Raw genomic sequence first — 24,244 nt, 5'->3', positions numbered from 1 at the left:
TGAGCCACGGGGGACGAGATGACCACGGACGCGATCCTGATGACGGACACCGACATCGACGAGCTCGACGCGGCGATCGCGTCCGCGCGCCGCGACTTCGTGGCGCTGGCCCGCTCCGCGGATCCCGAGGCACGCGTCAGCGACGCCTGGTCGGTGCGCGACGTGGTCGCGCACGTCCTCACCGTGGCACAGCGCTACACCAGCCTCGCGGCGACAGGAGCCTACGAACGGGCCGCAAGCCCGCGCGACCTCGACCGGATCAACAACGCCGAGATCGCGGCCCTCGCCGACCTGGCGTACACCGAGATCCTCACCCGCCTCGAGGACTCCGCGACGGAGATCAGCGACTTCCTCCGCCGCGCCACGGGACAGGGTCGGATCTTCCCCTTCCACGCCGGGGAGCTCATCGACGCGACCGCGGGCGCGGCGAACTGGATCGGCGAGCTGCGGATCCACGGGCACGACATCGCGAAGGCTGTCGGGGCACCGTGGACCATCCCGGAGCGCGACGCGCTGCTGATCCTGGCCGGCATCCAGCAGATCATCCCGGGCTACGTCCACCAGCAGAGGTCGGCCGGCAAGGACGTGATGGTCGAGATCCGGCTGTCGGGCGCCCGGCCGTGGATCACCCACGTCGTCGACAGGTGTGCCGTCAGTCGTCCGCGAGCCGCCGACGACCGGCCGCACGCGGTGATCACGGCGCCGGCGAGCACCCTGCTGCTCTCCCTCTACGGACGCTACGGGAACCTCGCCGCAGCCCGGCGCGGCCTCCGGGTCGTCGGAGGCCGGCGGCCGTGGCGCGCACTGTCCTTCCCGAGGCTGTTCGAGCAGCCCTGAGCAGGCCGGGCGCGCCCGTGGCTACTTCGCGCGCAGGCCCTTCGGCGCGGTCTCCGCGAACCACTGGGCGAAGGTGATCCGCTGCTCCAGGTTCACGTTGCGGTTGGCCGCCGCGTAGCGGTCGACGGCCGCGTCGAGGTCGCGGCCACTCCCCTCGATCAGCTCCTGGTAGGTCAGGAACATGCGGCGGCTGTAGGTCTTGGCGACGGACACGGGTGAGGGCCTTCCGAGTCGGCGGTGGGGGTGGGTCCATGGTGAACCATCGGCGTACCGGATCCCCAAACGGGAGGTGACCATCCGTCACGGCCGTGGCGCCAACTAGGCTCTGAGCCGCGACGGTCTTCCGCCGTGCCGGAGTGGCGTAGTGGTAACGCGGCTGCCTTGTAATCAGTTGTCGCGGGTTCGATTCCCGCCTCCGGCTCTCTGTCGGCGCCTCGGTCTAACGTCAATCCCGTGAAGCAGTGCCGGGGGTGCGGCGTACCGCTGACCAAACGCAGCCAGAAGGTGTTCTGCGGCGTTGCCTGCCAACGCTCCGTACAGCGGTCCGCGAGGACCCTTACCTGGCTGAGCACGGGTCAAGCGGTGTTGTCGGGACGCAAGGACCACTACATCCGGTTGTTCATCCTGGACGAGCACGACGCCTGTTGCGCCGTCTGCGGGATCGCCGACGAGTGGAACGGACAAGAGCTCGTTCTCGTGCTCGACCACATCGACGGCGACTCAACGAACAACGCCCGCGAGAACCTGCGCATGGTCTGCCCCAACTGCGACTCCCAGCTCCCGACCTTCAAGAACCGCAACCGTGGCAAGGGCCGGCACTTCCGCCGTGAGAGGTACGCCGAGGGCAAGTCCTACTGAGCCCTCAGCGCTCCCGCACCACCCGGCGCTCGTCCCAGACCGGCTCGTCGGCCTCGTAGACGGTGCCGTCGGCGCCGTACACGAGGAAGCGGTCGAAGCCGCGGGCGAACCAGCGGTCATGGGTGACCGCGACGACGGTGCCCTCGAAGGTCTCCAGGCCGGCCTCGAGCGCCTCGGCGCTCTGCACGTCGAGGTTGTCGGTCGGCTCGTCGAGGAGCAGCAGGGTCGCTCCGGAGAGCTCGAGCAGCAGGATCTGGAAGCGGGCCTGCTGCCCGCCGGAGAGGTTGTCGAAGGTCTGCTCGGCGGCGACGGCGAGCTCGTAGCGGTCGAGGACCCGGCTCGCCTCCTCGCGGCCCATCCCGGCGCGGTGGTCGTCGCCGCGGTGCAGGATCTCCAGCAGGGTGCGGCCGCGCAGCTCGGGGTGGTCGTGGGTCTGCACGAAGTAGCCGGGGTGGACGCGGGCGCCGAGCCGGGCGACGCCGGTGTGCGCGACCGGTTCACCGGCGAGCAGCCGCAGGAAGTGGCTCTTGCCGGATCCGTTGGAGCCGAGGACGGCGACGCGCTCGCCGTACCAGACCTCGAGGTCGAACGGGCGCATCAGACCGGTCAGCTCCAGCTGCTCGCAGATGACCGCGCGCTTGCCGGTGCGGCCGCCGCGCAGCCGCATGACGACGTTCTGCTGCCGGGGCTGCTCGGTGGGCGGGCCGGCCTCCTCGAACTTCCGCAGCCGGGTCTCGGCCGCGTGGTAGCGGCTCGACATGTCGCTGTTGTACGCCGCCTTCTGCTTGTACATCAGCATCTGCTCGCGCAGCTTGGCGTGCTCCTCGTCCCAGCGCTTGCGCAGCTCCTCGAAGCGCGCGAAGCGATCGGTGCGGGCTTGGTGGTACGTCGCGTAGCCACCCGCGTGGGTCCACACCAGGTTGCCGGCGGCGCCCAGCTCCACGGTGACCACGCGGGTCGCCGTGTTCCGCAGCAGCTCGCGGTCGTGGCTGATCACCATGATCGTCTTCGGGCTCTCCCGGATCCGGCTCTCGAGCCAGATCTTGGAAGGCACGTCGAGGTAGTTGTCCGGCTCGTCGAGGAGGAGCACGTCGTCGGGCCCACGCAGCAGGTACTCCAGCACCAGACGCTTCTGCTCGCCACCGCTCAGCGTCGACAGGCTGCGGTGCTGGGCGCGGTCGTACGGGATCGAGAGCGCGGCCATCGTCACGACGTCCCAGGTCACCTCGAGGTCGTAGCCGCCGGCGTCGGCGTACTCCGCCAGCGCGTGCGCGTAGTCCATCTGAAGCCGCTCGTCGTCGGCGTCCATCAGGGCGAGCTCGCAGCGGTCGACCTCGGCGGCAGCCGTGCGGACTCGGGCGGGCGCGACGCTGAGCAGCAGGTCCCGGACGGTCGGGTCGGCGATGCCGGCGACGCCGCGGCCGACGCTCTGGTGCATGACGCCGAGGCCGCCGGAGCGGGTGATCGCCCCCGCGTGCGGCTGGAGCCGGCCGGTGATCATCCGCATCAGCGTGGTCTTGCCGGCGCCGTTCGCGCCGACGAGCGCGACCTTGGCGCCCTCGCCGATCCGGAAGGACACGTCATCGAGGAGGACCCGGCCGTCGGGCAGCTCGTACCGCACGCCGGCGACCTCCACGTGACCCACGGCGACAGTGTTCCACCGCGACCATCGCGGTCGCGCGGGATTTCCCGGCCTCGGCTCGTCGGTGGCGCGTGGCCGTGCCCGGCCGATCGAGCGTCCGGAGGTGCCGGGCGGGTTCAGCTGGAGCAGGCGAGGTGGCGGCCGACGGCGCCGCACGCGACTCCCGCTGCGGACGATCACGCCCACGCCGAGGGCGGCGGCCGGTCGTCGGCGAGACGTGGCGCGACGGCCCCGGAAGCCACCCCGGCTGGTAGCGTCGCTCCGCTATGACGCGTGGGCACGACGACTCCGGGATCCGACGGCTGAGGATCGCTCTCGTCGGCACCGGCCTGCTGGTCTGCGCGGTCCTGGTCGCGCTGAGCCCGCAGTTCGGACGGGCCCAGCCGAGCGGTGCGTACCGGCCGCTGCTCCCCCCGGACGCCCTGAAGAACGGCTGCTACCCGCTGCCGGCCGGCGCGAAGCTGACCTTCGACTACCAGGTACGCCGCGACGGCGACGTCACGATCGCGGGCGAGGGCCGCCGGCGTCGGCTGCAGCTGCAGTACGACCTGATCGACATCGACGCGGCCGCCGCGGCCCTCACCACGTCCTTCACCCGCGTCGGGTTCCGGGTCGTTCCGGAGGCGACGGGCGCCGCACCCGCAGGTGGCCGGAGCGTGAGCCTCACCAAGCCGGGCATCGGCGCGATCAGCGCCGTGCTGACCCCGATGAGCCCGCTCCGTCCCGACCAGATCGTGCGCGGCACGATCGTCCTCGACCTGCCCGTCGCCCGGCGTGCCTCGAACGCCCCGGTCTGCTCGGACCCGGCCTCCACCAAGCGCTTCACCGCGGAGCCCACGACATGGTCCTGATCGAACGGTTCCGCACCGCGCCCCGGGCCACCCAGCTGCTGGTGGCCCTCGCCGCAGCGCACGTGCTGCTCAAGCTCTTCCTGCTCGCCTTCGTCGGCCAGGTGACCCTCTGCTGCGACCAGGTCGCCTACAACGACGGCGCCATGGCGCTGTCCAACCTCGTGCGCGACCTGGCGGGCGGCGGGCCGATCCACCTCGCCGAGCTGCAGCGCAACCTGGTCGGAGGTGGCTGGTTCACGCCCGGCAGCAGCATCGCGCTGGCCCCGCTGTACGTCGTCGACCCGCACGCCTCGACCTTGGCCGTGCGCGCCTACCTGGGTGTGTTCAGCTCGCTGCTGCTGCTCCTCACCGTGCTCCGGGTACGCCGGGTCCTCGGCGACCTCTTCGCGATCGTGCTCATGCTGCTGGTCGGCCTGAGCCCGACCTGGCTGCTCTTCTCCATGGCCGCCTGGGGCGACCTGATCGCCGGCCTGCTGGCCACGATCCTGCTGATGGAGCTGATCACCCTGATGCGCACCCTCGTCGCCGGCCGGGCCCCGCGCCTGCTCGACGGGGTCCGGTTCGGGCTCGCCGCCGTCGCGACGGTCTACGCCCGGTCCAGCTCGACGCTGCTGGTCCTCGGCATGGGGGTGGTCCTGGCGGTGACCGCGTTGGTCGCCCTGCGCGGACGGATCCGCCGGCGCGCGCTGCTCTCGTTCGTCGTCGGCGGCGTCTCCTTCGCGATGCTGCTGGCCCCGTGGTCGGCCTTCGCGTCGTACACCCTGAAGTCGCCCGTGCTCACCACCACGACCGTGCCGGTCGTCATGTCCATCACCTTCGGCGACCGCGACCGGGTCTGCTTCGGTCCGTGCGACCCGATGTTCAACCCCGGCACGACGACGGGCAACACCTGGTTCCCACCCATGCAGTACAGCCGCGAGGTGCAGCGCGCGACCGGCCGCAGCGAGGTCGAGGTCGAGAAGCAGATGTGGACCTACACCCGGCCGTCCGTGACGCCGCACAGCTACACCAAGGACGTCATCGGCGACTTCGGCCGGTACGCCGGCAAGCCGGCCTCGTTCGCGAAGCTGCTCATGCCCGGCGGTCCGCACGGCATCGTCTACTGGTTGGTCTTCGTCCTCACCTACCTGGCCTGGATCCCGCTGCTGCTCTCCGTCTTCGCGCTGATCCTGGCGCGCATCCGCGCCACGGTGGACCAGCAGGTGATCGCCCTGATGACGACGATCGGCCTGGGCGCGCTGTTCACCCAGCCGTTCGTCCACATCGGCACCGGTCGCTACTGGACGACCGCGGCGCCGCTGGCCGCGATCGGGGTCGCGCTGCTGATCCGCGCCTGGGACGCCCGGCGGGACACGCCCCGGTTCACCGGAGCGCCGTGGGTCGTGGACGTGCCTGCCGAGGCCGACGCACCCCCGGTGCGGACCTGGCTCACCTGGGCCCAGCGCGTGCTGGCCGCCCTCACCGTGCTGGCCGTGGTCGGCGTACTCCTCCTCGGGCTGACGTGATGGGAGACCCGATGACGATCGCCTACGTCCTGCCGGTCTACAACGAGGCCGAGAACATCGAGGCGTTCCACGCCGCCCTCCGGACGGCGACCGAGAGCCGCCCCGACCTCGCCTTCGAGTTCCTCTACGTCGACGACGGCAGCAAGGACGGCTCGCTCGAGGCGCTGCTGGCCCTGCGCGCCCAGGACACCCGCGTCACGGTGCTCAGCCTGTCGCGCAACTGCGGCCACCAGGTCGCCGTGACGGCCGGGCTGGACGCCGCCGCGAGCGCCGACGCGGTGATCGTGATGGACACCGACCTCCAGGACCCGCCGCGGGTCAGCATGGAGATGATCGACATGTGGGAGGACGGCGTCGACGTCGTCTACGCCCAGCGCCGCAGCCGCAAGGACGGACCGTTCAAACGCGCCACGGCGTACGGCTTCTACTGGGTCCTCGACCGGCTCGCCGACATCGAGATCCCCCGCAACGTGGGCGACTTCCGGCTGATGGACCGTCGCGTCGTCGAGGTCGTCAACCAGTACCGCGAGCAGGACCGCTTCCTGCGCGGCATCGTCGCGCACGTCGGCTTCCGCCAGGAGGCCCTGCTGTTCGACCGCGACGAGCGGTACGCCGGCGAGTCGGGCTACCCGCTGCGCAAGATGCTCCAGTTCGCGGCCAGCGGCATCACCGGCTTCTCGACCGCACCGCTGAAGCTGATCTCCCGGCTCGGCTTCGCCATCTCCGGCTTCAGCCTGCTGCTGGCCTGCTACGTCCTGGTGGTCCGGCTGTTCTTCCCGCAGGACGCCGTGCCCGGCTGGGCCTTCCTCGGCGTCGGCATGTTCCTGCTCAGCGGCCTGCAGCTGATCATGATGGGCGTCATCGGCAGCTACCTGGGACGCGTGTACGTCGAGGCCCAGAACCGGCCGCTCTACGCGCTCTCCCTGGTCGCGCGGGGCGACCATGCGGATCGCGACGACGCGCCACGCCGCCGGCGCCCCTGACCGTCGGCGGCCCGCTCTAGTCTGGCGGGCGTGGACCTGCCCGTGATGCCGCCGATCCAGCCGATGCTCGCGAAGCCGATCAAGGGGGTGCCCGACGCCGCCGCGATCGCGAAGCTGGACCCGGCCGGGCTGAGCTTCGAGCCGAAGTGGGACGGCTTCCGCTGCATCGTCTTCAAGGACGGGGACGAGATCGAGCTGGCCAGCCGCAACACCAAGCCGCTGACGCGGTACTTCCCCGAGCTGGTCGAGGCGATGCGCGCCCAGCTCCCGGCGAGGTGCGTGCTGGACGGCGAGATCTTCGTGGCGATCGGCCCCAGGCTGGAGTTCGAGGTGCTGCAGGAGCGGATCCACCCGGCCGCGTCGCGGATCGCGCTGCTGGCCGAGCAGACGCCGGCGTCGTACGTCGCCTTCGACGCCCTCGCCCTCGGCGAGGAGGACCTGACCGCGCGCCCCTTCGCCGAGCGGCGCGCGCGGCTCGAGGAGGCGCTCGCCGACCTGCCCGAGGACGGCCCCTGCCACCTCACCCGGACCTCCACCGACCCGGCCGTGGCCGAGGAGTGGTTCAACGTCTTCGAGGGTGCCGGGCTCGACGGCGTGGTGGCCAAGCCGCTGGGGTCGGCGTACGAGCCCAACAAGCGGACCATGCTGAAGATCAAGCACGAGCGCACGGCCGACGTCGTGCTGGCGGGCTACCGCGAGCACAAGACCTCGACGCCGGAGCGGCCGCTGATCGGGTCCCTCCTGCTCGGCCTGTACGACGGCGGCGAGCTGCAGCACATCGGCGTCTCGGCGTCCTTCACCGAGGCCCGGCGCGCCGAGCTGTGGCAGGAGCTGCAGCCGCTCGTCGTACCGATCGAGGAGCACCCGTGGGGCCGCTGGCAGGAGTTCCTGGTGGCCAACCCCGGTCGCCAGCCGGGCACGCAGAGCCGGTGGAGCCAGGGCAAGGACCTCTCCTTCACCCCGTTGCGACCCGAGCGCGTCATCGAGGTGAAGTACGACGCCATGGAGGGCCGGCGCTTCCGGCACACCGCCCACTTCAAGCGCTGGCGCACCGACCGCGACCCGGAGAGCTGCGGCTACGACCAGCTCGACCAGCCGGTGCGCTACGACCTCGCTGACGTGCTGGGCGGATGACCCGCCGCGGGTGTACTACTGAGACATGGCCACCGAACGCTACGACGTCGTCCTGCTGGTCGAGCAGGAGCTCAACGCCCAGGACGCAGGCCTGGTGCGGGATCTGCACGAGGGGCTCGACGACCAGCAGGTCGTCTACCACCTGCTGCTCCCGATGTCGGACGCCGCCGCGGCGGTCGAGGCGTCGATGACGGCGATGGGCGGCGGCGACCTCGTGATCCCCACCCCGAACGTCGCGGCCGCGGACATCAACGCGCTCCGCGAGGAGTGCCGCGCCGACGCCACGAAGGCGCTCGACAAGTCCTCCCAGGCGCTCGTCGACGCGGGAGCCGAGCTCGGCACGCGCACCGTGGTCGAGGAGTCGCCGCTGGATGCGCTGCAGAAGAAGGTCGCCGAGGTCGACGGCCGCGAGGTCATCATCCTGACCCGTCCGCACCTGGTCGCGGAGTTCTTCCACGTCGACTGGACCTCGCGGGCGAGGCGCCACCTCGGCGTACCGGTCCTGCACCTGCTCGAGCACACGGACTGACTCCGACCGTTCACCGCGGCTTCAGGCGGGCCGGATAGATTGGGCTCCGTGGTGGATGGTGCGTACCGGCGGGTCGTCGAAGCTCTCGAGGACCAGGAGTACGTCGTCACGCACCCGCACGACAGCGCACTCCTCGTCACGGGCCGGTTCTCCAACCCGGAGCGGATCGCCCTCCAGGCGGCGGCCTCCGCGGGCGACCTGCGGATCGCCGTGTGGGCACGCAGCCACCGCGACGACTGGGCGCTGGTCTGCTGGGACCGGCCGAACCTGGTGACCATCAACTCCCGCGACGCCGCGCCCCTGCGCTGGCGGCACCGGGTCCTGCCGCCGACCCTGCAGCCGAACGCGCAGACCTTCCTCGAGGGCGCGTCGTCGCCGTTCGACATCGAGACCCGCCCCAAGCACCAGCCGACCGACGCGGCCCGCGCGATCATGGCGAGCTTCGACATCACCGAGCCGGCCCCGCCCGGCTGGGAGCCGCCGGTCGTCGAGGCCCCGCGCATCGTCCGCACCACCGTGGCGACGGGCGCCGCCAAGCAGCGGGTCACCACCCCGCGTGCGCCCCGGGCGCCGCGCGAGCCGAAGGCCAAGCCCCAGCTCGAGGTCAAGGTCTGCCCGACCTGCTTCATGGCGATCCCGGCGACCGGGATCTGCGACAACTGCGGCTGAGCAGCCACAGTCGTCGATGGTTTCGATACGTCGCTCGCTGGCGCTCGCTCCTACTCAACCAACGACGTCGTTGGTTGAGTAGCCCGCCGCGAGGAACGAGCGTCGGGCGTATCGAAACCCCAGGCGGTAGCGTCCGGTCATGATCGTCGTCGCGTCGGTGTTCGCGGGGCTCGCCGCCCTCGTCCACGTCTATATCTTCTGGCTGGAGGCCATCGCCTTCGGCAGGGGCGGCTACAAGGTCTTCGGCGCGACCGCCGAGGACGCCGAGGTGATGAAGCCGTGGGCCTTCAACCAGGGCTTCTACAACCTCTTCCTCGCGATCGGGACCGCCGTCGGGGTCGTCATCGTCCACACCGACCACGCCGCCGGCGCCGCCCTCATCGCCTTCGGCTGCGGATCGATGGTGGCCGCCGCGCTGGTCCTGATCGGCTCGGACCGCACCAAGGCGCGGGCCGCCGCCGTCCAGGGGCTCTTCCCCCTCGTGGCGCTCGTCGCGGCCGGCCTGCACGGCCTCTCCTGACACCTCCCCCGACGCCTCCCCACCGCCGCCGAAAGCGGTCCGCGCCCACGATCCGGACATAATGACGAGGTGATCGCGGGGAGGTACGAGCTCGAGCGGGAGATCGGGCGGGGCGGCGCCGGGGTCGTCTGGCTGGCCCAGGACCACGTCCTCGGCCGGAAGGTCGCGCTCAAGCAGATCGGCCGGATGCCCGGTGCCACCGACGTCGACGTGGAGCGCGCCGAGCGCGAGGCACGGCTCAGCGCGAGCGTCCGGCACCCCAACGTCGTCGCCGCCTTCGACCTCGCCATCGACGAGGCGACGGGCGACCGCTGGCTGGTGATGGAGTACGTCGACGGAGCCAGCCTCGGCCAGCTCCTCCGCGAGCGCGGCCCGGTCCGGCACGAGCCGGCCGCTCGCATCATGGGCCAGGTCGCCGACGCCCTCGCCACGGCCCACGCCGCCGGCATCACCCACCGCGACGTGAAGCCCTCCAACATCCTCATCGAGCGCGACGGCACCGCGAAGCTCACCGACTTCGGCATCGCCCGGACCCTGTCCGACCCGCAGCTGACCCAGACCGGCATGCTGTCCGGCTCCCCCGCCTACCTGGCCCCCGAGGTCGCGAGCGGCCAGCGCGGCGACATGACCGCGGACGTGTGGTCGTGGGGCGCGACCCTGTTCCACGTGCTGGCCGGGCACCCGCCGTACGACATCGGCGACAACGTCATCGGCGCGCTGTACCGGATCGTCCACGAGGACCCGCCGCAGCTGCCGGACGCCGGCCCGCTCGCCCCCGTCCTCGCCGGCACGATGGTCAAGGACCCCGCCCAGCGGTGGCCGATGAGCCGGGTGCGCGACGAGCTGGCCGCGATCGGCCGGGGCGAGGTGGTCGGGCACACCCAGGTCCTCCCCGTCGTACCCATCGCCCAGGCCGTCCCGGACGCCCCCACCACCCCGATGCCGCCGATGCCTCCCGCACCGCCGGCCACCCCGGCCACCCCGGTCGCCGCCGTGGCCCCCGTCCCGCCCCGCTGGCGGCGTCCCCTGCTGGCCGTCGCGGCGGTCCTCGCCGCCGTCCTGGTGATCGCCGTCCTGGTCTCGGTGCTCCACGGCAACGGCAACGACAACCCCGCGGCGCAGGACCGGACGCCCCCCACCTCGAGCGCCCCGGCCGGCCCCACCGCCGCCGGGATGCGGCAGTTCATCCGCACCTACGTCACCACCGTCGCCGACGACCCCGCCGCCGCGTGGCCGATGCTGACGCCGCGGTTCCAGGTCGAGAGCGGCGGGTTCGAGAAGTACCGCCGGTTCTGGGACCCCGCACAGAACGGCACCGTCACCGCCATCCAGGCGGACCCGACGACGCTGCGCGTCAGCTACTTCCCGCACTTCGACCACTGGAACAACAGGCCGAACCCGACCCGGCTGGTGCTCGTCTACACCGACGGCCACTACCTGATCGACGCCGAGCACACCGTCGGCTTCACCCCGGCACCGACCACGGCCACCACGACGCCCAAGCCGCCGAAGCACGAGCCGCACGGCAAGGGCAAGGACCACAAGAAGAAGTAGGGGTCAGGGAGCCGGAGCCCGCGGGCTGCGTCGGTACGCCGAGACGCTCGGCTCCCCCATCAGCCAGAACCGCCACGGCACGTCGGCGGCCTTGGACACCCCGACCCGTGGCCCGGAGGCGATCGCCGCGCCGTGGTCGACGGCCGGGCCGAGCCGGACCGCGCTGCCGGGCTCGAGCAGCGGCGTCCCGAGGTCCTGGAGCGTGATCCCGAGCGCCTGCGCCAGGTTGCCCGGCCCCCGGGCCAGGTTCGCGTCGACCGGGTGCCCGCGCCGCTCGCGCGCGACCTCCAGCCCGGACACGACCGCACCGGCCCGGACCAGCACGGCGGCTCCGTGCTCGGCCGGGCCGGTGACGACGTTGGCGCAGAAGTGCATGCCGTAGGAGCGGTAGACGTAGAGCCGCCACGGCGGTCCGTACATGATCTCCGAGCGCGGCGTTCGGGTGTAGGCGTGCGAGGCCGGGTCGAGGTGTCCGCCGTACGCCTCGACCTCGGTGATCCGGACCGCGACGCCGTGGCCGGTCAGCGTGCGGCCGAGCAGCGACTGCGCCTGGACGACGACGTCCTCGACCGGCCCTCCTGTCATGGAGCCACCGTAGGGGCGATCAGGCGTCCTCGAGGACGCCGGCCCCCTTGGCCTCCTCGACGATCCGGCGCACGTTCTCGACCGAGCCGCACCCGGCGTCGATCAGCTCGTTGCGCCGCGCGGACCACTTCTCGCCGAGGTCGCGGCGCACCCGGTCACTGACCTCGGTGCGGGCCGGCGAGATGATCGTCAGCTCCTCCTCGGCGATGTGGTGGCTGACCAGCCTGGTCAGCTCCTCGACGGCGTCGCTGAACGCCTGGGTGTCGGTGCCCTTCAGCTCCAGGAGAGCGAGCAGCGCCTGGTTGCCCTCGGCGTGCTCCTCGTGGCCGTGCTCGACGTCGCCCTCGTCGACGTCGTCGGCCTGGTTGCGGATGACCGGGTAGACGAGCTCCTCCTCGGCCTCGCCGTGCGCGATCAGCACGTCGGCGAAGGCGGCGCGCACCGCCTCGCGGTCCGCGGTCGCGTCACGGAGCTGGGCGAGCATCCGCTCGAAGAGGCGGTGGTCGTCGGTGATGAGGTCGAGGACGTCGCCGCTGCTGGGCCGGCCGAGATCGATGCTGGTGGTCATGGTCACCGTTACCCGGAGGGCCCTTTTCGACACGCCGTCGCTACGATCCGGCCGTGACCTTCGAGAACGTGACGCTGGACCCGCAGGCCAACATCTACTTCGACGGCAAGTGCGTGAGCCACACGTTCTTCACCGCCGACGGCGAGCGGCTGTCGGCGGGCGTGATCTTCCCGGCCAGCCTCACCTTCGGCACCGCGGCGCCGGAGATCATGGAGCTGAACGCCGGTGCGTGCCGCGTGCGCCTGGCCGGCACCGAGAAGTGGGTGGCGTACGCCGCCGGCGACTCGTTCTCCGTGCCCGGCGACTCCAGCTTCGACATCGAGGTCACCGAGACGCTGGGCTACGTCTGCCGCTACGGCTGATCGTGCGACATCATGTCCGCCATGAAGGACGCACTGGCGGGGCATGACGTCGAGAAGATCCGCAGGGTCTCGCGGCTCGGGATCGCGATCGCGGTCGGAGGGGCGCTGATCCAGCTGCTGCTGGGCGTCTACTACCTCGCCATGGCGCACTCCCCGCACCCGCACGACCTCCCGGTCGGCCTCGTCGGCAGCGCCGCGCAGCAGGCCCAGCTCACCCCGCAGCTGGAGCAGGGCGGCCAGTTCAAGGTCGAGCCGTACGCCGACGCCGCATCGCTCACGCAGGCGATCAAGGAGCGCAAGGCCTACGGCGGCGCCGTGTTCACCGGCAGCACCGCCGAGCTGTACGTCGCCTCGGCGGCTACCCCGTCGGTGGCGAGCCTGCTGAAGGCGAGCTTCACGGCGGCGTACCAGCAGCAGGTGGCGAAGAACGTCGCGGCGGTGACCCAGGCCGGGAAGCCGGTGCCCGCGGCGACCGCGGCCGCGCTCGCGACCCCGCCGAAGATCACCGACGTCGTACCGCTCCCCAAGGACGACAGCGCCGGCGGCTCGCTGGGCTTCATCATCCAGGCGATCAGCCTCGGCGGATCGATCGCGTCGCTGGCGCTCGGCCGGCTCGGCGCGATGACGCAGCGCTCCCTGGTGCGCGGCCTGGGCCACGCCTTGCTCCTGGTCGTCTACGCGCTCGCGTCGGCCGGCGTCGCGCTGCTGGCCGCCTCGTGGTTCGGCGTGGGCGACGGCGCGGACCACGGCAAGCTCTTCCTCGGCCTGGCGCTGGTGTCCCTGGCGGTGACCGCCTCGACCGCGGCCGCCGTGATGATCTTCGGACCACCCGGGACGCTCGTCGGCGGCCTCTACTTCACCGTCGGCCTGATCATCTCCGGCGCCTCGATCGCACCGGAGATGCTGCCGCACTGGGGCGGCACGATCGGCAAGCTGCTGCCGCCCGGAGCCGGCGCGACCGTCGTCCGCGACGCGCTGTACTTCCCCGACGCGTCGACCGGTTCGCCCTTCGTCGTCCTGGGCCTGTACTCCGTCATCGGGCTGCTCGTCGTGATCGTGATCAACGCCGCTGCCAACCGCACCCACGCCACTTCGTTCGTAGCCGAACACGCTTCGTAGACTCCTCGGGTGACTCCCCCCAGCACCACGCCGCAGCGTGCGTGGGCGGTCTGGGGAGCCGCCCTCGGCGTCTACGTCCTGGCGATCTTCCACCGCACCAGCCTGGCCGTCGCCGGCATCGCGGCGACCGACCGCTTCAGCCTGTCCGCGAGCCAGCTCGGCACGTTCACCATGCTCCAGCTGCTCGTGTACGCCGGCATGCAGGTGCCCGTCGGCCTGCTGGTCGACCGCTTCGGCTCCCGCACGGTGCTGAGCACCGGGCTGGTCACGTTCAGCCTCGCGCAGGCCGGCTTCGCGCTCGCGACGACGTACCCGGAGGCGCTGGCGGCGCGGGTCCTGGTCGGGATGGGCGACGCGATGACCTTCATCTGCGTGATCCGGCTGGTGTCGAGCTGGTTCTCGAAGAAGCACATCCCGCTGGTCACCCAGCTGACCGGCAGCACCGGGCAGATCGGCGCGATCGCGGCCGCCGTACCGATGACGTGGGCGCTGGACCACTGGGGCTGGACGAAGTCCTACCTGGTCGCGGCCGCGCTCGGCTCGGTCGCGCTGATCGCGCTGCTGCTCGTGGTCGCCGACGACCCGGCCCAGCGGCACCGCCGCGGCCACGCGCTGTCCCGTGCCCAGCTGCAGGCCACGCTGCGCGAGTCGTGGCGCCAGCCCGGCACCAAGCTCGCCTTCTGGGTCCACTTCGCGACGCCGTTCAGCTCGAACGTGTTCGCGCTGCTGTGGGGCTTCCCGTTCCTCGTCCTCGGCGAGGGGCTGTCGAAGGGCACGGCGGGCTCGCTGCTGACGGTCCTCGTCGTCGCCACCATCGCGTCCGGCCCGGTGATGGGGTGGGTCGTCGGCTCGCACCCGTGGCACCGCTCGTCGGTCTCCCTCGGCGTGGTCGCGGCCATCGCGGTCATGTGGACCGTTGTGCTGACCTGGCCGGGGCACGCACCCCTGGCGGTGCTCGTCCTGCTCATCGTGATCACCGGCATCGGCGGCCCGACCTCGATGATCGGCTTCGACGTCGTCCGCACCAGCAACCCGCCCGAGCGCCTCGCCAGCGCGAGCGGCATCATCAACCAGGCCGGCTTCGTCGCCACCCTGGTCACGGTCTTCGCGATCGGCTTCGTGCTGGACGCGCTGACGCCCGGCTCCTCCTCGGACTACTCCTCGGGCGCGTTCAAGGCCGCCATGGCGGTTCAGTACGTCGTCTGGGCGCTCGGCGCCGCCATGATCTGGCGCTACCGGCGCCGGGTCCGCCAGCTCCTCCCGCGTGCCACAGTCGAGTCGGGCTCGACGATGGTCGACTTCTGATTGTTCATGTTGCTAACCCTTGGCGTGGTCCGTCAGCCGACCTAGGCTCCGCTCAGGCGCTGGGGGAATAGCCGCCGGCACTCTCGGAAGGAGCACCCCATGGGTGTGGAGAACGACCTCGCTGACATCAACGGCATCGGCCCGAAGTACGCCGAGATCCTCAAGGGCGTCGGCGTCGACTCCGTCAAGGAGCTGCAGCACCGCAACGCTGCCAACCTGATCAAGACGATCGAGGACAAGCACGGCGAGCTGCCCATCAACGAGAACACCGTCCAGGGATGGATCGACGAGGCCAAGAAGATCCACGCCTGACCTCCTCCTGCACGTCACGAGCCCGGGCCGTCCGCGGTCCGGGCTCGTCGCGTCTCCGGGTCAGCGCGACAGGTGCCGCGCCCGCGCGAAGCAGAACAGCCCGTACGACGCGATGCCCGCGGCCACCGCGCACAGCAGCACCGGGCCGAACGGCTGGTCGCGCACCGTCTGCAGCGCGCTGTCGATGCCGCCGGACTTCTGCGGGTCGTGGGTCAGGCCGGCGTACCCGACGAGAATCCCCGCGAGTCCGATGACCACGCCCTTGGCGGCGTACCCGACCTGCCCGAACGCCAGGTAGACCTTGCCGGACTCGCCGTCCCGGCCGCCGGCCGACAGCTCGTCGCGGAAGTCCTTGGTGAACGCGCGGTAGCAGTGCCGCACGCCCAGCGCGAGCAGGCCGACACCGACCACGACCACGACGACCTGGCCGCCCGGCAGGTCCATCATCCGCGCCGACATCGAGCGCTCCTTGCTGCTCCCGCCGCCGCTCGAGCCGAGGGCGATCTCGGCGGCGGAGGCACTGATGACGGCGTACACCACCGCCTTGCCCCCGGCGACGGCGCGGTGCTTCCACCGGTCGGCGTCCTCCTCGTCGCGGTGACCGATGCAGCCCTCGACGGCGCTCGCGATGCAGAACCCGGCCATGCCGAGCGCGATCGCCCCGACCAGCACGCGGCCGAACGGCTGGGCCGCGAGCTGACGCATGGCGCCCTGACCCGACGAGTCCCGCTGCCCACCACCGAAGGCGAGCTCGACCGCGACCCAGGCGACGAGGAGGTGCACGACGCCGTACGCGACCAGCCCGATCCGGCTGGAGAGCCTCACCCCTTCGCGGGCGGTGTGGTCGGCCCGCGCATCCACCTTGGTCACGCGGGCCAGTACCCCGGCGGGCCACCCGGCACGCGCCGCGCCGGGGTCAGGCGAGCCGTTCGGCCAGCGAGACCACGATCCCCTCCGGCCCGCGCACGTAGGCCATCGACCAGGTGTCCTCGTGCCGCCCGATCCCGCCGACCAGGCCGTACCCCTGCGCCGCGAGCCGCTCGACGGTCCCCTCCATGTCGTCGATCTCGAAGCACACGTTGCGCAGCCCGACCTCGTTGGCCATCGCCTGCGGGTTCCCCGCGACGTGGTCCGGCCGGACGAAGCTGGACAGCTCGACCGTCGTACCTCCGTCCGGCGGGCGCAGCATCACGATCACGGTCTTCGCGCCCCGCATCCCGATCACGGTGTCGAGGAACTCCCCCTCGACCTCCATCCGTCCCTCGGTCTCGAGCCCCAGGCCGACGAAGAACGCCTCGGCGGCGTCGAGGTCTTGGACGGTGATGCCGACGTGGTCGAACCGGATCTTCGTCATGTCCTCACGGTACGTTCGTCAGGTGGCCGTGGACCCGACCCTCGCCGACCGCCTCGCCGCCGCCCTCGCGACGACCCCCGACGGCACCTCCAGCTACGCGTCCGTGGTGCTCGACGAGTCGTCCTCGATCGACCTGATGCTGCAGACACCGGCCTCGTCGGTGCCCTTCGCGCTCTGGTACGGCGACAACCTCCCCCGCTCCGCCCACGACGACGGCTTCGCCGATGACGCGACCACCGAGGACCTCCCCGACGGCACCGTGCTCGCCTGGTACGAACAGGCCAACGACGACGGCGACGAGGTCTACGAGCTGGTCCGCATCCTCGTCGCCTACACCGCCGAGCGGGCCGTCACTGTCAACCGGTACGCCGACCCCGACACCCCCTCCGGCGCCGATGGCTGGGGCTGGGACGACCTCCGCGAGCTGGCCCTCGACCCGCGGTGGCAGGCCTGACATGGGTGCGGTCCAGGACCAGCTCGACCGGTACGACGGCCCCGACCGCGCCGCCCTCGAGCGCGTCTACGCGATCGCCCGCGAGGTCGTCCCGTCGGCCACGGAGGGCACCAGTTACGGGATGGCCGCACTCCTGCACCGCGACAAGGGCCTGGTCGCGACCGTCCGCGCCAAGAAGTTCCTGTCGCTCTACCCCTTCAGCGGCCAGGTCCTCGCTGGCCTCGCCGACCAGCTGGCCGGCTTCGAGACCATCAGCGGCAGCGTCCACTACTCAGTGGACCACCCGATCCCCGACGACCTGCTGCGCCGGATCGTCGAGGCGCGCCGCGACGAGATCGACGCAAAAGCCAGATAGGCCGACATGCGTCGGGGCCAGCCTCTACGGTTCCGGCATGAAGACGGTGCTGAACGTGATCTGGCTGGTGTTGTCGGGCTTCTGGATGTTCCTGGCCTACGTGGTGGCCGGCGTCGTCTGGTGCATCACGATCATCGGCATCCCGTTCGGGATCGCGTCGTTCAGGATCGGTCTCTACGCGCTCTGGCCGTTCGGCCGTGAGGTCGTACGCAAGCCGACGGCGGGCGCTGGCAGCGCCATCGGAAACGTCATCTGGTTCTGCCTCTCGGGCATCTGGCTGGCGATCGGCCACGCGATCACCGGCGTGCTCCTGTGCATCACCATCATCGGCATCCCCCTCGGGCTCGGCAGCTTCAAGCTGATCCCCGTTTCCCTGCTCCCTCTCGGACGCGAGATCGTCACGACCCCGTGACGGAGGTAGCGGGCGCTCTGCTCGCTGGCCTCGTTCCACTCCTACCCGTGATGCTGTCCGTCGGCATGCTGGTGCTGGTGGCGGTCTGTCCACTGCCAGGCCGAGGCCCCCGCGTTCTCCAGCGACGCGATCCGTGGCGCGGGTTCAAGTACGCCGCGCGCAGAGCGGTGATGGACCGAGCAGGCGGCCAGTGCGAGGCACCCGCGTTTCTCGTCTGGGGCCGCTGTCGCGACACTGCGGCCGAGGCCGACCACATCTATCCGTGGTCGAAAGGTGGTCCGACGGTGTTCAGCAACGGGCAGGCGCTGTGCCGCCGACACAACCGCCGAAAGTCCAACCTGCGCCCTCCCTGGTGGTACGTCCTGTCACTCGAGCGCCGCAGGCTGTCCTACTGCGACTCCGGCACGGAGGTGCACGTGCTGGCGCGAATGAACCCGGAGGAGCGGGCTGCTCGGCAGGCGTGGGCCGACGCTCGGCGCACCAAGGGCTAGGTCGCATCGCGTCGCCGCGTAGTCGACGAAGCTGCCGCTGCCGCGGCATCTGGGCGCTAGCCTGGCCGCGTGACGGAGCGCAACGTCCTCGGCGGCGAGCTCGAGCCGTGCGGGACCGACCCGATGACCGGCTTCTACCGCGACGGCAACTGCTCGTGCGGCCCCCAGGACCTCGGCCGGCACGCCGTGTGCGCGGTGATGACCGAGGAGTTCCTGGCCCACCAGAAGGCGGTCGGCAACGACCTCAGCACGCCACGACCCGAGTGGCAGTTCCCCGGCCTGAGGCCCGGCGACCGCTGGTGCGTGGTCGCGGCCCGTTGGATGCAGGCGTACGCCGACGGCGTACCCGCTCCCGTGGTGCTCGCCTCCACGAACGAGCGCGCCCTCGAGCTGATCCCGCTCTCCGCGCTCCAGGAGAACTCCGTCGACGTGCCCGACGACATCAGCCAGCTCGACGGCTGACGCGGAATGCGGCCGGCGCCGCGAGCGCTGTGCCGGTATGGAACTCGACGAGGCGCTCGCCGCTGCGCGGGCCAACAACCACTCCACGCTGACCACGATCCGCCGCAACGGCCGACCCCAGCTCTCGAACGTCGTCCACACGGTCGACGACACCGGCGTCATCCGCATCTCGACGACCGCCGACCGCGCGAAGTACCGCAACCTCAGCCGCGAGCCCTGGGCCGCCCTGCACGTGAACGGCGCCGACTTCTGGTCCTACGCCGTCCTCGAGGGCGAGGTCGAGCTGTCGCCTGTCGCGGCGGCTCCTGACGACGCCGCTGTCGACGAGCTCGTCGACCTCTACCGCGAGATCGCCGGCGAGCACGAGGACTGGGCGGCGTACCGCCGAGCGATGGTCGACGAGCAGCGCCTCGTCGTCCGGTTCCGACCCGCCCGTGCCTACGGCATGCTGCGCGACCTCCCCGCCGCCAGCGGAACCTGAGGGCGAGGGGCAGGTGGCGCGCGCGGCCACGCCTCCTAGGCTGTGCTCACCATGGGCACCAGGCACATCGACGTCGTCGGCGCGGTGATCGTGCATGACGGCAAGATCCTGTGTGCCCAGCGCGGCACCGGCGCGCTTGCCGGGATGTGGGAGTTCCCGGGCGGCAAGATCGAGCCCGGCGAGACGCACCACGACGCCCTGGTCCGCGAGATCGCCGAGGAGATCCACTGCGAGATCTCGATCGGCTCGCTCGTCACGACGACGCGGCACGAGTACGACGCCGGCGTGCTCACCCTGACCACGTACTACTGCACGCTGGTCGCCGGCAGCCCCGTCCTCACCGAGCACTCCGAGCTCGCCTGGCTGAGCCCCGCCGACCTCCACGACCTCGACTGGGCCCCCGCCGACCTGCCGACGGTCGAGGTCGTCCGACGCGACCTCGGCTGAGGGTCCCCATGGTCGAGAACGAGCTGGCGGCATCGCTGGAGGAGATCCGGCGCCGGCTCGTCACGCTCTCCGACGAAGCGCGGATCGCGGGTCCGGTGCGTGGCTTCGCCGACGACCGACTCGGCTACTTCCTGCCCCACGACACGGACAACCCGCGGCCCGGCCACTGGTGCACGGTCTACAGCGAGCGGGGCAGCCGTGAGGTCCGCGCCGTCCTGGACTCCGAGGACGACCTGCAGTGGTTGCTCGCCCGGTCGATGCTGCAGAGCGCCGCGACGAGCTGGGAGCTCCACCACCGGGTGCCGCACCGCGACTCCCGGCGCGGCTGGTTCGCGAAGATGGCCGAGTGGACCTCGGCGTACTGGCCGCAGTGGTCGGCACAGCTCGCTGCCGAGCAGGAGGCGATCCTCGCCATCGCACCCTTCGATGACGACAACACCGTGTTCGTGGAGTTCCTCGGCGTCCTGACGCAGAGCCAGAAGCGGGCGGTGTGGGCGCTGCGAGATGAGCTCGCCGACCGCTTCCGCGCCGCGGTCCTCGAGGGCTTCCGGGCGACCGGTGAGCTCCCCGACCTGCACCAGGTCGAGGCCGCGAGCGGGCTCACGCTCGGGTCCTGAGCCGGAAATGCGGTGGCGGGACCGCGGCCGGTTCCCTAACGTCGACCCGGACCGACCAACGAGACCGGAGCAGGCCATGAATCAGCGAGAGCGCAGCTACCCCGCGCCGCTGACGCCTGCCCGAGGTCGGTTCCTGCTCCTGCCCAGGGACTGAAACCGCGCGGCCTCACGCCGCCCACCCATCCCCTTGGCTCAGCTGGACAGAGCGCCGCGCTACGACCGCGGAGGTCCCGGGTTCGAGTCCCGGAGGGGGTACGTCGTACCCAACGACAGATCAGAATGCCCCGAAGGAGGCAACCACCATGAAGATCCTGCCCGTGCACCTGCCGGGCGCCCAGGCCGAGACCCTGATGTGGGCCCAGGTCGAGGACGTCGAGCCGCAGGCGCTTGACCAGCTGCGCAACATCTCCCGCCTGCCGTGGGTGGAGGGCGTCCGGGTCATGCCCGACGTCCACCTCGGCATGGGCGCGACCGTCGGGTCGGTCGTGGCGATGCGCAACGCCGTCTCCCCCGCGGCCGTCGGTGTCGACATCGGCTGCGGCATGCAGGCGGTGCGCACCTCGCTGACGACCGCGGACCTTCCCGAGTCGCTGCGCTCGATCCGGCGTGCCGTGGAGCGCGCGATCCCGGTCGGGTTCAAGGCCCACCGCGATGCTCCCGACGTACGCCGTCTGGGGCTCGCGCACGGTCGGTACGCCGACTGGGCCGGCTTCTGGTCGGGCTTCGGCGACCTGCACGCCCAGGTGCAGGACCGCGAGAAGCGTGCGCAGCAGCAGATGGGGTCGCTCGGTGGCGGCAACCACTTCATCGAGCTGACCTCGGACGAGGACGGCCAGGTGTGGCTGATGCTGCACTCGGGCTCGCGCAACATCGGCAAGGAGCTGGCCGAGCGGCACATCGCCGAGGCGAAGGGGCTGGACCACAACCTCTCGCTCCCCGATCGGGACCTGGCGGTGTTCCTGGCCGGCACCCCGCAGATGGACGCTTACCTGCGCGATCTCTACTGGGCGCAGGAGTACGCCGCCCGCAACCGCGCCGTCATGATGGCGCTGTTCTGCGCGGCGGTCCGCTCGGAGTTCGCTGCCCTCGGCAAGGACGTGGAGTTCGGTAAGCAGATCTCCGCGCACCACAACTACGTGGCGCAGGAGACCTACGACGGCGTCGACCTGATCGTGACCCGCAAGGGCGCGATCCGCGCCGGCTCGGGCGAGTACGGGCTGATCCCCGGCTCGATGGGCACCGGCTCGTACGTCGTCCGCGGCCTGGGCAACGAGGCGTCGTACTGCTCCGCGTCGCACGGCGCGGGCCGCCGGATGTCACGCACGAAGGCGAAGAAGACCTTCACCGTGACCGACCTGGAGGCCCAGACCCGAGGGGTGGAGTGCCGCAAGGACGCCGGCGTGATCGACGAGATCCCCGGCGCCTACAAGGACCTCGACTCGGTCATCGAGGCCCAGACCGACCTCGTCGAGGTCGTCGCGAAGCTCACCACGCTCATGTGCGTGAAGGGCTGATGGCGAAGGGGTCTTGGACAACCCAGCTTGTCCAAGACCCCTTTGCTTGGCCTCGACCACCGGTACTCGGAAAAGCGGGATCATGCGCGTCGGCCGTCACTAACATCGCGACATGAGCGCGGAACCCACAGGCGAACTCACCGAGGACGGGCACACCGTCACGTGGTGGTACCCGGATGGGTCGGTCTCCTTGGGCGGGACAGCGATGGATGAGCCCGCACTCGTCTGGGTGGACGTCAGCGAGTCCTCGGACGCGCCCGATCGTGCGGAGGCCGTACTGGCCCAGCTAGAACCGCTGTGCCCGGGCCTGACCCTTGAGGTTCTCATTGACCTGTTGGCCCCTGACGCGATCCCAGGAACTGACGACTACGTCGGATCGACCGGCACGACGCTCCGCAAGATCTCGACCTTCTCGATCGAGACGCGGAGCTTGCAACCGGCCGAGGAACGCGACGACTTCGAGCGCCCCGGCCTGCTCGTGCTCCAGCCGGCGGAGCTCGTCAGCGGCGACGGCTGGCTCGTGACCTGCTGGCACGCCTGCACGGTCTACAGCGGCATAGACATCGTCGGTGACGAGCCTTCTGTGGGACCCCACGTCACGCTTCGCGCCGTACGCGAGAGGTGGGCGACCGACGCCTCAACCTCGAGCCGCAACGCCGCCGACCTGGGACTACTGGTCGTGGAAGAGCTCGCGCTCACGTACGTGCCGACCATGCGCAAACTGCGGGAGTGGCTGGAGGCGTGGGAGATCAGCTTGTTTGTCGGCCGTCGCACGGAGAGGCAGCCCGTCGCCCAGCTCTGGGGATCCATCGCACTTCTGCGTCGCTGGCTGACGCCGCTCAACCCGCCGGGACTCCGCAAGGACATCAACAAGGCATGGCTTATCCCCGCCACAGATGCTGGCCTCTGCCACAGCATCGACGACCGGATAGATCGAGCGCTCGAAGCCGGCGGCAAGCTGTCCGACACACTCCGCTCCTCGTTGCCCATGCTGCACAACGAGATCGAGCAGCAGGCCCGAAAGACTCACGAACGAGGGCAACGGATCGTTGAAGTTCTCGCGGCGGTCTTCCTGATCCCGACCTTGATCGTTGGCTTCTTCGGCGCGAACACCTGGCTCCCCGGCCAGCAATCGACGCCTGCAAGCATGCACGCGTTCGACTTCATGCTCACGACGATGTTCGTGCTGACGCTCGCAGCAGTGGCGGTCCTGTGGATGTGGCGTGGCGCGCAACGCCGATCGGATCGTCAGGTCGAGGAGGAACTTGCTGAGATGCGGCGCATCCTCGGGTTCCGCAACCTCGGCTAGCTGCCACGAGGATGCCGGGGTGATCGACGAGATCCCCGGCGCCTACAAGGACCTCGACTCGGTCATCGAGGCCCGGACCGACCTCGTCGAGGTCGTCGCGAGCTCACCACGCTCATGTGCGTGAAGGGCTGAGCAACCGTGGCCGAGCGGCACCGCCGCTCGGCCACGGGCGGTCGAGAACCGCATCGCGATTCTCGACGTATATACTTTTTGTATGTCCGTGATCACGCGTCTCTTCCTCTCCAACAGGACGCAAGCGGTCCGGCTGCCCAAGCCAGTGGCGTTCGACCCGTCGGTCTCCGAGGTCGAGATCGATGTCGTCGGCGAGGCCCGGATCATCCGCCCCGCAGGCTCGAAGGTCGACACCTTCTGGAGCAGTGAGCTGCGGATCACCGACGACTTCGCGCGAGAGCAGCCGGATCCCCAGGAGCGGACCTGGGCATGACGATCCGCCACCTGGTCGACACCGACGTCGCCATCGAACTGCTCCGCAAGAGGGACACCGCGCTGCGCGACCGGTGGCGGGACGCCGGCAAGGTGGCGGCATCCACGATCACGCTGTCCGAGCTGCGGTACGGCGCGGCGCGCAGCGGGTCGCCCACCCACAACGACCTCGCCGTCGACGAGCTCATGTCGGCGGTCGAGGTCCTCGACTTCGATGCCGATGCGGCCGCGCACGCGGGCGACATCCGCGCCGACCTCGCCCGTCTGGGCACGCCGATCGGCGCGTACGACGTGCTGATCGCCGGACACGCGCGGTCGCGCGGCCTGATCGTGGTGACCCGCAACCAGCGCGAGTTCCGGCGGGTCGACGGGCTCCGCGTCGAGGCCTGGTGAGCCGCCCGCTAGCCTCGGCATTTCACGAGTAGGCCTGCGACACCGGGGCTGAAAGCACGGAAGTGCCTGTCCTGCTGGGGAAACTTGGGATTGCTGAAGTCTCAAGGTCCCTAGCGGAAGGCACTCCGTAGGTGAAGCGTAACCGTGTCCCGAGTCTGGTTCTCGATCCTGTCCGCGA

General features: G+C 70.8%; 33 protein-coding genes and 2 tRNA genes. 29 read left to right on the top strand and 6 right to left on the bottom strand.

The genetic code is table 11. The features are described 5' to 3' along the window. Nucleotides 1-18 precede the first annotated feature (18 nt). Nucleotides 19-837: a maleylpyruvate isomerase family mycothiol-dependent enzyme gene (locus ACYVAQ_RS16070; protein WP_460791423.1), complete on the top strand. Its 819-nt coding sequence runs from the start codon at nt 19-21 to the stop codon at nt 835-837. A 21-nt stretch (nt 838-858) separates the two neighbouring features. Here ACYVAQ_RS16070 and ACYVAQ_RS16065 read toward each other — a convergent pair whose 3' ends face one another. Then, nucleotides 859-1,050, bottom strand: a complete 192-nt coding sequence (locus ACYVAQ_RS16065; RefSeq protein WP_460791422.1) for a hypothetical protein — start codon at nt 1,048-1,050, stop codon at nt 859-861. Nucleotides 1,051-1,187: 137 nt separating this feature from the next. Here ACYVAQ_RS16065 and ACYVAQ_RS16060 point away from each other — a divergent pair. Together ACYVAQ_RS16060 and ACYVAQ_RS16055 are read left to right on the top strand one after the other, a co-directional pair. Further along, a tRNA-Thr gene (locus ACYVAQ_RS16060) sits at nt 1,188-1,258 on the top strand. Between the two features lie 161 nt (nt 1,259-1,419). Then, nucleotides 1,420-1,695 (top strand): HNH endonuclease signature motif containing protein, encoded by a 276-nt coding sequence (locus ACYVAQ_RS16055; protein ID WP_460791421.1) that lies wholly within the window; start codon nt 1,420-1,422, stop codon nt 1,693-1,695. A gap of 4 nt (nt 1,696-1,699) precedes the next feature. On the opposite strand, the gene ACYVAQ_RS16050 is transcribed toward ACYVAQ_RS16055, so the two are convergent. Continuing rightward, complete coding sequence (locus tag ACYVAQ_RS16050; RefSeq protein ID WP_460791420.1) at nt 1,700-3,340, bottom strand: ABC-F family ATP-binding cassette domain-containing protein; 1,641 nt, start codon at nt 3,338-3,340, stop codon at nt 1,700-1,702. A gap of 263 nt (nt 3,341-3,603) precedes the next feature. Here ACYVAQ_RS16050 and ACYVAQ_RS16045 point away from each other — a divergent pair, with 263 nt between their 5' ends. The 8 genes from ACYVAQ_RS16045 to ACYVAQ_RS16010 all read left to right on the top strand — a co-directional run bounded on the left by ACYVAQ_RS16045 (nt 3,604) and on the right by ACYVAQ_RS16010 (nt 11,082). Then, complete coding sequence (locus tag ACYVAQ_RS16045; protein WP_460791419.1) at nt 3,604-4,188, top strand: hypothetical protein; 585 nt, start codon at nt 3,604-3,606, stop codon at nt 4,186-4,188. After that, nucleotides 4,179-5,693, top strand: coding sequence for a hypothetical protein (locus tag ACYVAQ_RS16040; RefSeq protein ID WP_460791418.1), 1,515 nt, complete (start codon nt 4,179-4,181; stop codon nt 5,691-5,693). Before ACYVAQ_RS16045 ends, ACYVAQ_RS16040 begins: the two co-directional genes overlap by 10 nt. An 11-nt stretch (nt 5,694-5,704) precedes the next feature. After that, on the top strand, nt 5,705-6,676 hold the full coding sequence (locus ACYVAQ_RS16035) for a glycosyltransferase family 2 protein (protein WP_460791417.1): 972 nt from the start codon (nt 5,705-5,707) through the stop codon (nt 6,674-6,676). A gap of 30 nt (nt 6,677-6,706) precedes the next feature. Next, the gene (locus ACYVAQ_RS16030; RefSeq protein ID WP_460791416.1) at nt 6,707-7,810 is read left to right on the top strand and encodes an ATP-dependent DNA ligase; all 1,104 of its coding nucleotides are present in this window, start codon (nt 6,707-6,709) and stop codon (nt 7,808-7,810) included. Between the two features lie 25 nt (nt 7,811-7,835). Next, complete coding sequence (locus ACYVAQ_RS16025; RefSeq protein WP_460791415.1) at nt 7,836-8,339, top strand: hypothetical protein; 504 nt, start codon at nt 7,836-7,838, stop codon at nt 8,337-8,339. A 48-nt stretch (nt 8,340-8,387) separates the two neighbouring features. Next, entirely contained in the window at nt 8,388-9,008 is a 621-nt protein-coding gene (locus ACYVAQ_RS16020; protein WP_460791414.1) for a hypothetical protein, read from the top strand. A gap of 139 nt (nt 9,009-9,147) precedes the next feature. Beyond that, the gene (locus tag ACYVAQ_RS16015; RefSeq protein WP_460791413.1) at nt 9,148-9,528 is read left to right on the top strand and encodes a DUF1304 domain-containing protein; all 381 of its coding nucleotides are present in this window, start codon (nt 9,148-9,150) and stop codon (nt 9,526-9,528) included. A 69-nt stretch (nt 9,529-9,597) separates the two neighbouring features. After that, nucleotides 9,598-11,082 (top strand): serine/threonine-protein kinase, encoded by a 1,485-nt coding sequence (locus tag ACYVAQ_RS16010; RefSeq protein WP_460791412.1) that lies wholly within the window; start codon nt 9,598-9,600, stop codon nt 11,080-11,082. A 3-nt stretch (nt 11,083-11,085) separates the two neighbouring features. Here the strand turns inward: ACYVAQ_RS16010 and ACYVAQ_RS16005 are convergent, their stop codons facing one another. Together ACYVAQ_RS16005 and ACYVAQ_RS16000 are read right to left on the bottom strand one after the other, a co-directional pair. Continuing rightward, nucleotides 11,086-11,667, bottom strand: a complete 582-nt coding sequence (locus ACYVAQ_RS16005) for a DNA-3-methyladenine glycosylase (RefSeq protein WP_460791411.1) — start codon at nt 11,665-11,667, stop codon at nt 11,086-11,088. Nucleotides 11,668-11,686: 19 nt separating this feature from the next. Beyond that, complete coding sequence (locus tag ACYVAQ_RS16000; protein WP_460791410.1) at nt 11,687-12,235, bottom strand: hemerythrin domain-containing protein; 549 nt, start codon at nt 12,233-12,235, stop codon at nt 11,687-11,689. A gap of 53 nt (nt 12,236-12,288) precedes the next feature. Here ACYVAQ_RS16000 and ppnP point away from each other — a divergent pair, with 53 nt between their 5' ends. The 4 genes from ppnP to ACYVAQ_RS15980 all read left to right on the top strand — a co-directional run bounded on the left by ppnP (nt 12,289) and on the right by ACYVAQ_RS15980 (nt 15,333). Further along, nucleotides 12,289-12,597, top strand: a complete 309-nt coding sequence (ppnP, locus tag ACYVAQ_RS15995; RefSeq protein WP_460791409.1) for a pyrimidine/purine nucleoside phosphorylase — start codon at nt 12,289-12,291, stop codon at nt 12,595-12,597. A 21-nt stretch (nt 12,598-12,618) separates the two neighbouring features. Beyond that, nucleotides 12,619-13,716, top strand: coding sequence for an ABC transporter permease (locus ACYVAQ_RS15990; protein ID WP_460791408.1), 1,098 nt, complete (start codon nt 12,619-12,621; stop codon nt 13,714-13,716). Between the two features lie 9 nt (nt 13,717-13,725). After that, complete coding sequence (locus ACYVAQ_RS15985) at nt 13,726-15,021, top strand: MFS transporter (protein WP_460791407.1); 1,296 nt, start codon at nt 13,726-13,728, stop codon at nt 15,019-15,021. A 99-nt stretch (nt 15,022-15,120) separates the two neighbouring features. Beyond that, nucleotides 15,121-15,333 carry a DUF4332 domain-containing protein gene (locus ACYVAQ_RS15980; protein ID WP_460791406.1) on the top strand — a complete coding sequence of 71 codons (213 nt, stop codon included), beginning with the start codon at nt 15,121-15,123 and terminating at the stop codon, nt 15,331-15,333. A gap of 60 nt (nt 15,334-15,393) precedes the next feature. Here ACYVAQ_RS15980 and ACYVAQ_RS15975 read toward each other — a convergent pair whose 3' ends face one another. Together ACYVAQ_RS15975 and ACYVAQ_RS15970 are read right to left on the bottom strand one after the other, a co-directional pair. Next, nucleotides 15,394-16,203, bottom strand: coding sequence for a DUF1206 domain-containing protein (locus ACYVAQ_RS15975; RefSeq protein ID WP_460791405.1), 810 nt, complete (start codon nt 16,201-16,203; stop codon nt 15,394-15,396). 46 nt (nt 16,204-16,249) lie between these two features. Then, nucleotides 16,250-16,687 (bottom strand): VOC family protein, encoded by a 438-nt coding sequence (locus tag ACYVAQ_RS15970; RefSeq protein ID WP_460791404.1) that lies wholly within the window; start codon nt 16,685-16,687, stop codon nt 16,250-16,252. 22 nt (nt 16,688-16,709) lie between these two features. Between ACYVAQ_RS15970 and ACYVAQ_RS15965 the strand changes: the two genes are divergently transcribed. The 14 genes from ACYVAQ_RS15965 to ACYVAQ_RS15900 all read left to right on the top strand — a co-directional run bounded on the left by ACYVAQ_RS15965 (nt 16,710) and on the right by ACYVAQ_RS15900 (nt 24,066). Next, nucleotides 16,710-17,141, top strand: a complete 432-nt coding sequence (locus ACYVAQ_RS15965; RefSeq protein ID WP_460791403.1) for a hypothetical protein — start codon at nt 16,710-16,712, stop codon at nt 17,139-17,141. A gap of 1 nt (nt 17,142) precedes the next feature. Beyond that, nucleotides 17,143-17,496: an iron chaperone gene (locus ACYVAQ_RS15960; RefSeq protein WP_460791402.1), complete on the top strand. Its 354-nt coding sequence runs from the start codon at nt 17,143-17,145 to the stop codon at nt 17,494-17,496. Between the two features lie 37 nt (nt 17,497-17,533). Then, nucleotides 17,534-17,908 carry a YccF domain-containing protein gene (locus tag ACYVAQ_RS15955; RefSeq protein WP_460791401.1) on the top strand — a complete coding sequence of 125 codons (375 nt, stop codon included), beginning with the start codon at nt 17,534-17,536 and terminating at the stop codon, nt 17,906-17,908. Nucleotides 17,909-17,958: 50 nt separating this feature from the next. Continuing rightward, nucleotides 17,959-18,399 carry an HNH endonuclease gene (locus ACYVAQ_RS15950; RefSeq protein ID WP_460791519.1) on the top strand — a complete coding sequence of 147 codons (441 nt, stop codon included), beginning with the start codon at nt 17,959-17,961 and terminating at the stop codon, nt 18,397-18,399. A gap of 69 nt (nt 18,400-18,468) precedes the next feature. Beyond that, nucleotides 18,469-18,861: a DUF2237 family protein gene (locus ACYVAQ_RS15945; protein WP_460791400.1), complete on the top strand. Its 393-nt coding sequence runs from the start codon at nt 18,469-18,471 to the stop codon at nt 18,859-18,861. 37 nt (nt 18,862-18,898) lie between these two features. Beyond that, nucleotides 18,899-19,342 (top strand): PPOX class F420-dependent oxidoreductase, encoded by a 444-nt coding sequence (locus tag ACYVAQ_RS15940; RefSeq protein ID WP_460791399.1) that lies wholly within the window; start codon nt 18,899-18,901, stop codon nt 19,340-19,342. A gap of 51 nt (nt 19,343-19,393) precedes the next feature. After that, nucleotides 19,394-19,789 (top strand): (deoxy)nucleoside triphosphate pyrophosphohydrolase, encoded by a 396-nt coding sequence (locus tag ACYVAQ_RS15935; protein ID WP_460791398.1) that lies wholly within the window; start codon nt 19,394-19,396, stop codon nt 19,787-19,789. A gap of 8 nt (nt 19,790-19,797) precedes the next feature. Further along, nucleotides 19,798-20,406: an Imm63 family immunity protein gene (locus ACYVAQ_RS15930; protein WP_460791397.1), complete on the top strand. Its 609-nt coding sequence runs from the start codon at nt 19,798-19,800 to the stop codon at nt 20,404-20,406. Nucleotides 20,407-20,587: 181 nt separating this feature from the next. Next, a tRNA-Arg gene (locus ACYVAQ_RS15925) sits at nt 20,588-20,661 on the top strand. 47 nt (nt 20,662-20,708) lie between these two features. After that, nucleotides 20,709-21,920 carry an RtcB family protein gene (locus ACYVAQ_RS15920; RefSeq protein WP_460791396.1) on the top strand — a complete coding sequence of 404 codons (1,212 nt, stop codon included), beginning with the start codon at nt 20,709-20,711 and terminating at the stop codon, nt 21,918-21,920. Nucleotides 21,921-22,032: 112 nt separating this feature from the next. Continuing rightward, a complete protein-coding gene (locus tag ACYVAQ_RS15915; RefSeq protein ID WP_460791395.1) occupies nt 22,033-23,229 on the top strand; it encodes a CorA family divalent cation transporter in 1,197 nt (398 codons plus the stop codon). 19 nt (nt 23,230-23,248) lie between these two features. After that, nucleotides 23,249-23,353 (top strand): hypothetical protein, encoded by a 105-nt coding sequence (locus ACYVAQ_RS15910; RefSeq protein ID WP_460791394.1) that lies wholly within the window; start codon nt 23,249-23,251, stop codon nt 23,351-23,353. A 90-nt stretch (nt 23,354-23,443) separates the two neighbouring features. Continuing rightward, nucleotides 23,444-23,674, top strand: coding sequence for a type II toxin-antitoxin system VapB family antitoxin (gene vapB / locus ACYVAQ_RS15905; RefSeq protein ID WP_460791393.1), 231 nt, complete (start codon nt 23,444-23,446; stop codon nt 23,672-23,674). Next, entirely contained in the window at nt 23,671-24,066 is a 396-nt protein-coding gene (locus ACYVAQ_RS15900) for a PIN domain-containing protein (RefSeq protein ID WP_460791392.1), read from the top strand. Before vapB ends, ACYVAQ_RS15900 begins: the two co-directional genes overlap by 4 nt. The last annotated feature ends 178 nt before the right edge of the window (nt 24,067-24,244 follow it).

It is taken from the genome of Nocardioides maradonensis (genome assembly GCF_054777115.1).
This window is presented reverse-complemented; position numbering and strand designations above follow the sequence as displayed.

Coding starts and splice junctions, on each gene's coding strand:
- ACYVAQ_RS16070 (WP_460791423.1), top strand. CDS start 19: ATGACCACGGACGCGATCCTGATGACGGACACCGACATCGACGAGCTC.
- ACYVAQ_RS16045 (WP_460791419.1), top strand. CDS start 3,604: ATGACGCGTGGGCACGACGACTCCGGGATCCGACGGCTGAGGATCGCT.
- ACYVAQ_RS16040 (WP_460791418.1), top strand. CDS start 4,179: ATGGTCCTGATCGAACGGTTCCGCACCGCGCCCCGGGCCACCCAGCTG.
- ACYVAQ_RS16035 (WP_460791417.1), top strand. CDS start 5,705: ATGACGATCGCCTACGTCCTGCCGGTCTACAACGAGGCCGAGAACATC.
- ACYVAQ_RS16025 (WP_460791415.1), top strand. CDS start 7,836: ATGGCCACCGAACGCTACGACGTCGTCCTGCTGGTCGAGCAGGAGCTC.
- ACYVAQ_RS16015 (WP_460791413.1), top strand. CDS start 9,148: ATGATCGTCGTCGCGTCGGTGTTCGCGGGGCTCGCCGCCCTCGTCCAC.
- ACYVAQ_RS16005 (WP_460791411.1), bottom strand. CDS start 11,667: ATGACAGGAGGGCCGGTCGAGGACGTCGTCGTCCAGGCGCAGTCGCTG.
- ACYVAQ_RS16000 (WP_460791410.1), bottom strand. CDS start 12,235: ATGACCACCAGCATCGATCTCGGCCGGCCCAGCAGCGGCGACGTCCTC.
- ACYVAQ_RS15990 (WP_460791408.1), top strand. CDS start 12,619: ATGAAGGACGCACTGGCGGGGCATGACGTCGAGAAGATCCGCAGGGTC.
- ACYVAQ_RS15980 (WP_460791406.1), top strand. CDS start 15,121: ATGGGTGTGGAGAACGACCTCGCTGACATCAACGGCATCGGCCCGAAG.
- ACYVAQ_RS15970 (WP_460791404.1), bottom strand. CDS start 16,687: ATGACGAAGATCCGGTTCGACCACGTCGGCATCACCGTCCAAGACCTC.
- ACYVAQ_RS15960 (WP_460791402.1), top strand. CDS start 17,143: ATGGGTGCGGTCCAGGACCAGCTCGACCGGTACGACGGCCCCGACCGC.
- ACYVAQ_RS15955 (WP_460791401.1), top strand. CDS start 17,534: ATGAAGACGGTGCTGAACGTGATCTGGCTGGTGTTGTCGGGCTTCTGG.
- ACYVAQ_RS15950 (WP_460791519.1), top strand. CDS start 17,959: ATGCTGTCCGTCGGCATGCTGGTGCTGGTGGCGGTCTGTCCACTGCCA.
- ACYVAQ_RS15940 (WP_460791399.1), top strand. CDS start 18,899: ATGGAACTCGACGAGGCGCTCGCCGCTGCGCGGGCCAACAACCACTCC.
- ACYVAQ_RS15935 (WP_460791398.1), top strand. CDS start 19,394: ATGGGCACCAGGCACATCGACGTCGTCGGCGCGGTGATCGTGCATGAC.
- ACYVAQ_RS15930 (WP_460791397.1), top strand. CDS start 19,798: ATGGTCGAGAACGAGCTGGCGGCATCGCTGGAGGAGATCCGGCGCCGG.
- ACYVAQ_RS15920 (WP_460791396.1), top strand. CDS start 20,709: ATGAAGATCCTGCCCGTGCACCTGCCGGGCGCCCAGGCCGAGACCCTG.
- ACYVAQ_RS15915 (WP_460791395.1), top strand. CDS start 22,033: ATGAGCGCGGAACCCACAGGCGAACTCACCGAGGACGGGCACACCGTC.
- vapB (WP_460791393.1), top strand. CDS start 23,444: ATGTCCGTGATCACGCGTCTCTTCCTCTCCAACAGGACGCAAGCGGTC.
- ACYVAQ_RS15900 (WP_460791392.1), top strand. CDS start 23,671: ATGACGATCCGCCACCTGGTCGACACCGACGTCGCCATCGAACTGCTC.